The organism is Aeromonas finlandensis, assembly GCF_000764645.1.
GTDB lineage: Bacteria > Pseudomonadota > Gammaproteobacteria > Enterobacterales > Aeromonadaceae > Aeromonas > Aeromonas finlandensis.
This window is the reverse complement of record NZ_JRGK01000001.1, coordinates 1-2,320: the sequence shown is the minus strand read 5'-3', so window position 1 is coordinate 2,320 and position 2,320 is coordinate 1. Positions and strand designations below refer to the sequence as shown.

General features: G+C 43.4%; 2 protein-coding genes. Both read left to right on the top strand.

The annotated features are described in order from the left end of the window. Window positions 1–1,039: site-specific integrase (locus tag LD28_RS0100010; RefSeq protein WP_033134988.1), on the top strand; the 1,039-nt coding region annotated here is incomplete at its 5' end. Window positions 1,040–1,083: 44 nt separating this feature from the next. Continuing rightward, entirely contained in the window at window positions 1,084–2,112 is a 1,029-nt protein-coding gene (locus LD28_RS0100005) for a nucleotidyltransferase domain-containing protein (RefSeq protein WP_033134987.1), read from the top strand. Window positions 2,113–2,320: the final 208 nt, after the last annotated feature.

Below are 2,320 nucleotides of genomic sequence, written 5' to 3'. Positions count from 1 at the left end.
CCGCAAGGGGTATCCGGCTCAGAGTAAAACCTTCAACACAAAGGCGGAGGCGGAGGCCTGGTCTAAAGTCATTGAATCTGAGATGACCCGAGGGATTTGGGTCAGCAGAGCCGAAGCTGAAGCAACCTCGCTTTATGAGGCTCTATGCCGCTATGAAACTGAGGTTGTTCCGCATAAAAAGGGAGCCGTGCAAGAGCTCTCACTGATCCGCATCTACAAGGCATTACCTTTGGCATCACGCGCATTGGCATCCATTCGTGGAGCGGATGTTGCAAAGCTAAGGGACGAGTGGCTGAAAGATTATCAACCTGCAACAATCCTCCGGCGGCTTGCCCTGCTCTCTCACGTCTTCAACATGGCCCGTAAAGAATGGGGAATGGAAAGTCTATCCAATCCACTGGAGCTAATTCGTAAGCCTCAAGCTGATAACGCACGTACAAGGCGTATAGCAGCTTCTGCAACGCCAGCACATTGTCCCCAGAGCCAGGATGAAGAAAGCACGCGTAGAGCATCAGAAGGTGAAATAGAGCGGATCATCGCTGCCAGTGGCTCAAGGGTCTTACCATCGTTGGTCATACTGGCATTGGAAACGGCCATGCGGCGGAGTGAGCTGGTTAGCTTGCGCTGGGAGCACATCGATCTGAAACGCAGAGTTGCACACCTGCCATCGACCAAAAATGGCAGTGCGCGCGATGTGCCGCTATCAACCCGAGCAGTTGTTACTCTGCAATCTGTAGGAGTTGCTGCTACAGGTCGGGTTTTTGATATCCGAGCTGATGCGGTAACACGAGCCTTTGAGCGGGCAGTCAAGCGTGCTAGACAAACCTACGAGCTCGAGTACCAAGCACAAGGTTTGATTCCAGTAACCGAGTTCCTCAGTGATCTGCGTTTCCACGACCTGCGTCATGAAGCCACTTCTCGTCTGGCTGAGATATTTCCTATGCACGAACTCACAAAGATCACCGGACATAAAGACCCGAGAATGTTAATGCGATACTATCACCCCAGAGCGGATGAATTAGCAAAAAAGTTAATATAGAGTTTTAATGCAACTTATATCATCATGTTAATCGGGATATTAAAATGGCCACATTGCAAAGTAAATATAATCAATTCATAAAAAACATCATCCTCACCAGGGAGTCGGATGAATACAAAAAAGCCAGGGATAAAGACGACATTGTCACCCCAAAAGTTGAAGATGCACTTAATGATGCGGGCTATCATGTTCAGGCAAGATTTTTACAGGGGTCACTTGCTTCCAATATTGCGATTAAACCATTAGATGGTGATTACGATATTGACCGTGCGGTTGTAATAACGAAGGAAAGCTCCCCAGAGAATCCTGTTGATGTGAAAAAAATTGTTAGGGATGTACTGATAAAACATGGATTTAAAGAGCCAAAAATAAAGAAGCCATGTGTGACTGCCGACTACAAGAATGAAAATTATCATATTGATTTCCCAATTTATAGGATTGATGAAAACCAAAATTATCAGCTGGCTGTTGGAAAAGAATTTTCTGACGAGAACAATAGAGAATGGGCAAATTCAGAGCCAAAGAAACTAAAAGAATGGATTGCTTCATTGAGCATTCCCAAGGAAATAACAGATGATGAAAGAAGCCAGTATTATCGACTAGTTAGATATTTAAAACGTTGGCGTGACTTTGTTTATACTAACGAAGTAGAACGGAAAAAAGTTTATTCTATAGCACTTACTATTATGGTGAAGGAATCGTTTTCACCCTGCATTGATAATGATGGTAAAGTAAATGATAACCAAGCATTGATTGATACCCTCACAAACATTCTTAAAGATTATAAATATTTCATCCCTGCAAGTAATGGATATGAGGTTCATGTCAACCTACCAGTTACACCATACTCGGATACATTCCAAAAAAATGGAGAGACCGTGGGAACTCTCCTTAGGAAGCGTATGCAGTATCTCCTTGATGCGCTAAATGAAACTAATGATATGTCCTCACTAAAAAAACAATGTGAGAAGTTACGTCAATATTTTGGTGATGACTTCCCTGAAAGCGAGGACGAACCAACAAGGGATAGTTCAAGATCAGCAGGGTTAGTAGGAGTATCTAACGGTGCTTGATATGACACAGATAGTTAATTATCTCTCATCTAAGGGCATCTCTTTAGTTCGAGGAGATAACGATAGGACTATGTTTTACAAACATTCTCTTATGAATAGAGAAATAACAATACGAATTGATATCCCTCCTGACTTCCCCTTTAACCTACCAACTTTTCACTTATGTAATCGCCTAAGTTATGGAGCTCTTGCACATATAGCTTGGGGG